Raw genomic sequence first — 6,696 nt, forward strand, 5'->3', positions numbered from 1 at the left:
TTTTTATTTGGTCTTGCTATGTTGTGCATGCCAGTTTCTTCGATTCACATATAGTCACGTTGGGACTGTTTAATCATATTCTCCGTTCTTTCGGTCAATTCATCGGTTGGTTCATTGCCACCAAATCCAGCAAGTCTGATATGAATTTTCCGAATAATTTCATGTTTATCCCCTTTTTTGAAAAGAGATTATTTTCAGAAAAATAATCAATCATTGCTACCGGATGAATAAACCATGCCTTGCCATCAAGTATTTACTTAAATCTTCCTCCAGATACTCTTCATTTTTATGGTCAATCAATAATAAAAAATTAACTGTCTCGCTGAGAATATCAGCTTTTTCGTTATTTGGTTAAAATGTTTAGTTCTAATATAGCCACATTAAGAGCCTCATTAGGAGAGCTGCTGTTTTATTTTTCTACTTTAATAAATTTTCCTTTATCATTAATGATATAATTTGTTTTATTTAATAATTTAGGTAGCTTATTATCTCTATATTCAACCTTATTAAGAGTAACAAGGTAATTTTTATCAATAGTATATTCAATCAAAATTACTCTATCTTCCAACTCATCATTTTCGCCTATTTCTAATCTATCAATAATATTTAAATCATCTGACAAGCTAATTAATGATAATTTAGGATAACCAGCAATGGAATATGAAGATAACAATATCAGTTTTGTTTCTTTATATGTTTTTAATTTTATTGCCTCCAAATTACCATCATCTATCATCCCTTTAAAAAAATAATTAAATTCATCAGGTATGGACAAAAAACCATCTTTTTCATCTGGGGGAAAATAGCGATTGGCTAATGGCAGATTAGCGGTATTCAATGTGTTATATAAATCTGAAAAATCGTGAAGTGTTTTTTGTTTATCTTTAAAGGTTAAAATAAATTCATCATTACTAAATAAAAAAAGATAATCAGACATAAATAACACAAATTGATTTAAATTATACTGTTGCGGTAAAGTCGTAAATGTAAAATATTGCTTCTTTTGTTTATTATCAGGTAAATTTAAACGCTCTACTTCTTCTTGCAATAAGCTATGAACATTTGGTGGTACTTTTTCTTTTGTTTCTTGCATTTCAATCACATTATGTTCGTCAATTATTAATTTATTATTTGAACTTTTAACGGATATATTTTTTGATTTTTCAAGTAGAGTCAGTAATTTTTCGATTTGAATTGAATGATCTGATAAATAAGTGATATCAACTAATTGCCATTTTATCTCATTAGCATTTATCATTAACGGCAAAAAACAACACAAACATACAAAAATAAATCTAATTGTAATTTTTAACATTATTAACCTCTTTTATAATTTATTTAGGTTATTTATTAATAAGTGTAATTATTTTTTCCTTCTCACTTAAGCCGAAAAGTTTTTTGAATTAAACCGCACCTATTTTTTTAACAAGAGTTCAAGCTCTTTATGATTATTATTCCGTGTTTTGGATAAATTGTTGCTAGCCTCGCCCATCTTTTGTAAGGCTGGGTTTTTAAGTCTTATATCTTCCGATGTGCCCGGCTCTATGCCTTGGCTAGTGATGTTGATATAAGATCCGCCCCCCATTAGGGGGAAGGGGGATTTCTTTTGCGGAGGATAAGGCGGTTTTACCTTCGACACTATCAATCTTAATATCTTGCTTGGCTGCTATAGCTAGGATAGCATTTTGGGCTTGTATTTCAATATCACTTTGATTGACAAATAATTTAATGCCGTCTTTAAATTCGTTAGTAGAACTGCGTTTTTCTCTTCTTGGAATGTGATTTATTATTATTGGTTCCGTTTTGCTTTTTTGTTTATCATAACCATGACCTTATAATATTGGTGCTAATTAGTGTAGCCTGTCTATACCAATTAAATAAAATTAACGGGCTGTATGTCCTTTGATTAATTATATTTAGACTTACATATCTGCATAGAGAGGTAATATGCCTAAATCTCGTAATCGAATATCGACCCGATTTACTTTTTTAATATCATCAATATTTTCTTCATCAAAAAAATGAGGAGTAGTGACTACTAATGAACCGGTTACTTTATTCTGATGGGTGACATTTATAACATTAAACGATTCAGGTACGGTTTTATGCGTTAATTCAGGCTGAGGTAAATAAAGCATCCAGCCAGCTGATAACCTATCAGGGAAAACTCTCAGTTCTCTTGTGTATCTACCATTAACCATAATATAAGCATCATTAAATAGTTTAGCTAAGGCAATAATAAAATTTTGTATGGTCTCTACTCGCATTTCTGATAACAACAAATCGAAATTAAGTTTAATCTGTATCTTAAATCTTTTTTGTTGTTCAGTTGATTCATTAGACAAGATATAAAGTAATGACGCTTCTTCAGTCTCTTTATCCCAAATTGCTTCACTAAAATAATTGCCGCTGTCTTTTTGGTATTCTTTTGATAGTTTTTCTACCCCTATTTGGGTTACGCCCTCTTTATCAAATAGTTTATAAATGGATGACTTTTTTTTGGATGATCCACAGAGATACCAATCCTGACTGGTATGTGTATGGTCATGCAGAATATTTAATATCTGCTCAATTTGTTCAATACAGACTGGAAGCGGTAAATACATCTCAGGTTTAAAATAGAGTTCAATGGTTAATCTTTTCTTCATATTTTATCCTTAGTTGTAATAGTCTTTATTTAGTCCTACATATCTGCATAGAGAGGTAATATGCCTAAATCTCGTAATCGAATATCGACTCGATTTACTTTTTTAATATCATCAATATTTTGTTTATCAAAGAAATGGGGCATAGTGACTATTAACGAACCAGTTACTTTATCCTGATGGGTGACATTTATAACATTAAACGATTCGGGTATGGTTCTATGCGTTAATTCAGCCTGAGGTAAATAAAGCATCCAGCCAGCTGATAGTCTATCAGGGAAAACTCTCAGTTCTCTTGTGTATCTACCATTAACCATAATATAAGCATCATTAAATAGTTTAGCTAAAGCAATAATAAAATTTTGAATGTGTTCTACTTGCATTTCTGCTAACGGTAAATCAATATTAATACTAATATTTACCTGAAAGAGTTGTTTTTTTTCAGAAGATTTATCAGCTAAAATATAAAGTAATGATGCTTCTTCGGTCTCTTTATCCCAAATTGGTATACCAAAATACCCTTTTTCTTTCTGATATTTTGGTGACAGTTTTTCTACCCCTATTTGGGTTACGCCCTCTTTATCAAATAGTTTATAAATGGATGACTTTTTTTTAGATGGCCCACAAAGATACCAATCTTGACTCGTAGGTATATAGTGATGCAGAATATTTAATATCTGCTCAATTTGTTCAATACAGACTGGAAGCGGTAAATACATCTCAGGTTTAAAATAGAGTTCTATACTTAAATTTCTCTTCATATTTTATCCTTAGTTGTAATAGTCTTTATTTAGTCCTACATATCTGCATAGAGAGGTAATATGCCTAAATCTCGTAATCGAATATCGACTCGATTTACTTTTTTAATATCATCAATATTTTCTTCATCAAAAAAATGAGGGGTAGTGACTACTAATGAACCAGTTACTTTATCCTGATGGTTGACACTTATAACATTAAACGATTCAGGTACGGTTTTATGCGTTAATTCAGCCTGAGGTAAATAAAGCATCCAGCCAGCTGATAACCTATCAGGGAAAACTCTCAGTTCTCTTGTGTATTTACCATTGACCATAATATAAGCATCATTAAATAGTTTAGTCAAAGCAATAATAAAATTTTGAATGTGTTCTACTTGCATTTCTGCTAACGGTAAATCAATATCAATACTAGTATTTACTTTAAATCGTTGATAAGAAGATTTATTAGCTAAAATATAAAGTAATGACGCTTTTTCTGTCTCTTTATCCCAAATCGCTTCACTAAAATAATTGCCTCTGTCTTTTTGGTATTCTTTTGACAGTTTTTCTAATCCTATGTGGGTTACGCCCTCTTTATCAAACAGTTTATAAATGGATGACTTTTTTTTAGATGATCCGCAAAGATACCAATCTTGACTCGTAGGTATATAGTGATGCAGAATATTTAATATCTGCTCAATTTGTTTAATGCAGACTGGAAGCGGTAAATACATCTCAGGTTTAAAATAGAGTTCAATGGTTAATCTTTTTTTCATAGTTTATCCTTAGTCTAAAAGTGGTACATAAATGCATAATAAATGTGGAAAATTATCCACTAATTCATTTTGAAAATACCTATACGCCTTAGGCGTCATCCATACCCAGCAACATTTGGCTGGCCGATTAGAATCGCATACCGTATTGTGTCTTTCTGCTTGGTCTATTAACGATCTTTTTGACGATTCAGCCCAGACATTTAGTTTTGGTTTAGCTGTGCCTTTTTCAAATAAAAAGTCATAGCGAGCCTTAGCCTCTAAAAATAAACATAATTTCGGTAACCAACCATCAAATGTCACAGGCGGATTGCCCGGTCCCTGAAAGTATTCCCACTCTGGTATTATTCTTGATTTTTTATTCCCTTTCTCTTCTCGCCATTCTAGACCGGTTATCGCTGACTGATAATCCAGTGCTAATAAACTCATTCCACGACGACACTCTTTCAATCGGACCCGCTTAAATGCATCTGGTGGACAATGACAGTTTTGTCCTTCGACTAATACCTTAATTTTAGTTAATGCATCTTCGCCTAGGCGTTGTTTTTCCTGAGTGCTAATCCTATAGTGTTCCAGTTCGATAACTTCATCAAGACCGGTATAATCACTATCATTAATAGTCGAATCATTAGGTAGAGTATTCTCTGCGATATTAAAAACACCAGAAGTGTTTCTATTGTGTTGCAACATATACACCATCGCACCTGTCCCAGCAAGTAGCATCGCTACTTCTTCTACACCGATAGCTACACCCCAAACAATCAATGGTAAAACCATACATTTTCTCCTTATTATTTTTATTGAATTTTATTGGCAATGAAAAGCAAATCTTCAAATTGTTTTTCTGGGTTTTCGTTTTCTTTTTCTATCCATGCTTTTAGTCTAGGTTGATCCTTAATATTTGGATTGGTTGCTTCGGCATATAAGAACGCTTCAATTAGGAACTTTTTCGAAAAACCAAGCTTTAAAAGATAGTCATAGGTCGTTTTAAGTCTATTAAATAAATCTTTAATTTCTTCGTCAGGGAGTGTTAATTGCTTATCGGCTTTAATTTTATGAGTAATCTGCCAAATATACGTATCCTTTTCTTGCGCTAAGATATTATTTATTTGCTCAGCTGTAAATTGCATCATAAACTCCCTCTTATAAACGAATGATAATGGTTATCATGATAATAGAGCCATTCATCAATTTGTAAGGTAAATAACTTAAATTGCTTTGGGGTTAAAATTGTCTTCAACCTATATAATACCCTTGGATCATAATAACGTAACATTGCATAATTATTAGCTTCGACTCTTAAGTGTAATTTACTTTCCAGTTGGTTAAACAAAAACTTAAAGGATAATGATGAAATAATCCAAGACACGGCAGGATAAGTTTGTTCAAGGTGAATCAATCGATTTTGATATTCATCACTTAATTGCTCAATATCCCAAAGCCAAGGACCGTAAAAGGCAATATCCTGATTATTAGGCTGAATAAACAGCGGTAATATACCGTTTTCTTCCGTTATTTCTCGCTTAAATAAGCGTTCATATTGCAATCCATCCACTAAGGCGTAAAGATAACGTTTATTTGGTGATTGTTTTTGGCATTCCCATAATGTTTGATAGATGATATGTTGGTTTATCATTAACGTTCTCCTGCAATAACTAGCATCTCACCTTTTTCGGCAGCCTGAATTAAACAGCGCAAACAAATTCGGTTAGTGATTGATGATAATGGTACGGGTAAGTCAGGCATTGAGGTCTTTAAGGTAGCTGGTTTCATCTTCTGGAATACCCCACTTTTCACTCTTATATTGCCAGCGGTGCCCAGCTCTATGCCTTCGCTGTTGATTTTGATATAAGAGCCGCCACATATTAGGGTGATTTCTTTATCTGCGGTGAGGGTGATATTACCATCGACGCTATCGACCTTGATATCTTGCTTGGCGGCTATGTTGAGGTTGGCATTTTGGGCCTGTAGTTCAATATCACCTTGATTGGCAAACAGTTTCATCCCCTGCTTGTGAGCGAATAATCCAATCGCTTCGCCAGAAGAGACGCTGATAGTTTTAAGGGCGCTGATATCGGTTTGGTTTTCGGCGGTGAGGGTAATGCTGTTGCTGGTTGATAGTTGGATGTTCTCTGGGCTAGTTAAGGCAATCCCTTCTTGGGCATAGGCAAGTATGCCGCTTGCTGCTAGTTCGGTTAGGTTGGCGTTAAGTTGATTTTGGCTATCAGTGTCCGCTAAATGCGCTTGCGATTGCACCGCGGCAGTGTGTAGCGCTTTGGCGATGGAGAGAGCATTCTCTAGCTGGGTGATAGCGGCTTGCATATCTAATTGCTTGCCTTGGGCTTTGGGCTCGCTTTGGGTGGTGAGGTATAAGCCTTTGTTGGCGGCAATCGCGCCCCAGTCGTCGGTACGTAATTCGAAGCCTTCACCGCGTTGTTCTTTACTATAATAACAATATTTTTCAAGAAAAAATTAATCTATAGGTAAAGTAGATAAATGATTCTTTTCAAGATACTTTCTATAGGTAAGAAAATTATC

Annotated in this window: 10 protein-coding genes and 1 pseudogene; 1 reads left to right on the top strand and 10 read right to left on the bottom strand. The window is 33.7% G+C overall.

The features are described from left to right. On the top strand, positions 1-206 hold a 206-nt coding region (locus O970_RS10160), incomplete at its 5' end, for a hypothetical protein (protein WP_238610623.1). Positions 207-409: 203 nt separating this feature from the next. Here the strand turns inward: O970_RS10160 and O970_RS08655 are convergent. The 10 genes and pseudogenes from O970_RS08655 to O970_RS10215 form a co-directional block, all read right to left on the bottom strand. Then, on the bottom strand, positions 410-1,315 hold the full coding sequence (locus tag O970_RS08655; RefSeq protein ID WP_024496709.1) for a hypothetical protein: 906 nt from the start codon (positions 1,313-1,315) through the stop codon (positions 410-412). A 238-nt stretch (positions 1,316-1,553) separates the two neighbouring features. Beyond that, complete coding sequence (locus tag O970_RS10340) at positions 1,554-1,793, bottom strand: DUF2345 domain-containing protein (protein WP_081685301.1); 240 nt, start codon at positions 1,791-1,793, stop codon at positions 1,554-1,556. Positions 1,794-1,922: 129 nt separating this feature from the next. Next, entirely contained in the window at positions 1,923-2,648 is a 726-nt protein-coding gene (locus tag O970_RS08665) for an Imm52 family immunity protein (protein ID WP_024496711.1), read from the bottom strand. Positions 2,649-2,683: 35 nt separating this feature from the next. Beyond that, complete coding sequence (locus tag O970_RS08670) at positions 2,684-3,406, bottom strand: Imm52 family immunity protein (RefSeq protein ID WP_024496712.1); 723 nt, start codon at positions 3,404-3,406, stop codon at positions 2,684-2,686. A gap of 35 nt (positions 3,407-3,441) precedes the next feature. Further along, positions 3,442-4,161 (bottom strand): Imm52 family immunity protein, encoded by a 720-nt coding sequence (locus O970_RS08675; protein ID WP_024496713.1) that lies wholly within the window; start codon positions 4,159-4,161, stop codon positions 3,442-3,444. Between the two features lie 9 nt (positions 4,162-4,170). Continuing rightward, positions 4,171-4,935 carry a Tox-REase-5 domain-containing protein gene (locus tag O970_RS10090; RefSeq protein WP_024496714.1) on the bottom strand — a complete coding sequence of 255 codons (765 nt, stop codon included), beginning with the start codon at positions 4,933-4,935 and terminating at the stop codon, positions 4,171-4,173. Between the two features lie 20 nt (positions 4,936-4,955). Further along, positions 4,956-5,288: a hypothetical protein gene (locus tag O970_RS08685; protein ID WP_024496715.1), complete on the bottom strand. Its 333-nt coding sequence runs from the start codon at positions 5,286-5,288 to the stop codon at positions 4,956-4,958. Then, positions 5,288-5,794, bottom strand: coding sequence for a DUF4123 domain-containing protein (locus tag O970_RS08690; RefSeq protein ID WP_024496716.1), 507 nt, complete (start codon positions 5,792-5,794; stop codon positions 5,288-5,290). The genes O970_RS08685 and O970_RS08690 overlap by 1 nt, the downstream gene beginning before the upstream one ends. Continuing rightward, the gene (locus O970_RS08695) at positions 5,794-6,414 is read right to left on the bottom strand and encodes a DUF2345 domain-containing protein (protein WP_275055042.1); all 621 of its coding nucleotides are present in this window, start codon (positions 6,412-6,414) and stop codon (positions 5,794-5,796) included. The genes O970_RS08690 and O970_RS08695 overlap by 1 nt, the downstream gene beginning before the upstream one ends. A gap of 12 nt (positions 6,415-6,426) precedes the next feature. After that, positions 6,427-6,591: pseudogene (locus tag O970_RS10215) on the bottom strand (type VI secretion system Vgr family protein); the annotation flags it as partial. Between the last annotated feature and the right edge of the window lie 105 nt (positions 6,592-6,696).

It is taken from the genome of Candidatus Schmidhempelia bombi str. Bimp, assembly GCF_000471645.3.
Lineage (GTDB): Bacteria > Pseudomonadota > Gammaproteobacteria > Enterobacterales > Orbaceae > Utexia > Utexia bombi.

Coding starts and splice junctions, on each gene's coding strand:
- O970_RS08670 (WP_024496712.1), bottom strand. CDS start 3,406: ATGAAGAGAAATTTAAGTATAGAACTCTATTTTAAACCTGAGATGTAT.
- O970_RS10090 (WP_024496714.1), bottom strand. CDS start 4,935: ATGGTTTTACCATTGATTGTTTGGGGTGTAGCTATCGGTGTAGAAGAA.
- O970_RS08690 (WP_024496716.1), bottom strand. CDS start 5,794: ATGATAAACCAACATATCATCTATCAAACATTATGGGAATGCCAAAAA.
- O970_RS08685 (WP_024496715.1), bottom strand. CDS start 5,288: ATGCAATTTACAGCTGAGCAAATAAATAATATCTTAGCGCAAGAAAAG.
- O970_RS08675 (WP_024496713.1), bottom strand. CDS start 4,161: ATGAAAAAAAGATTAACCATTGAACTCTATTTTAAACCTGAGATGTAT.
- O970_RS08665 (WP_024496711.1), bottom strand. CDS start 2,648: ATGAAGAAAAGATTAACCATTGAACTCTATTTTAAACCTGAGATGTAT.
- O970_RS08655 (WP_024496709.1), bottom strand. CDS start 1,315: ATGTTAAAAATTACAATTAGATTTATTTTTGTATGTTTGTGTTGTTTT.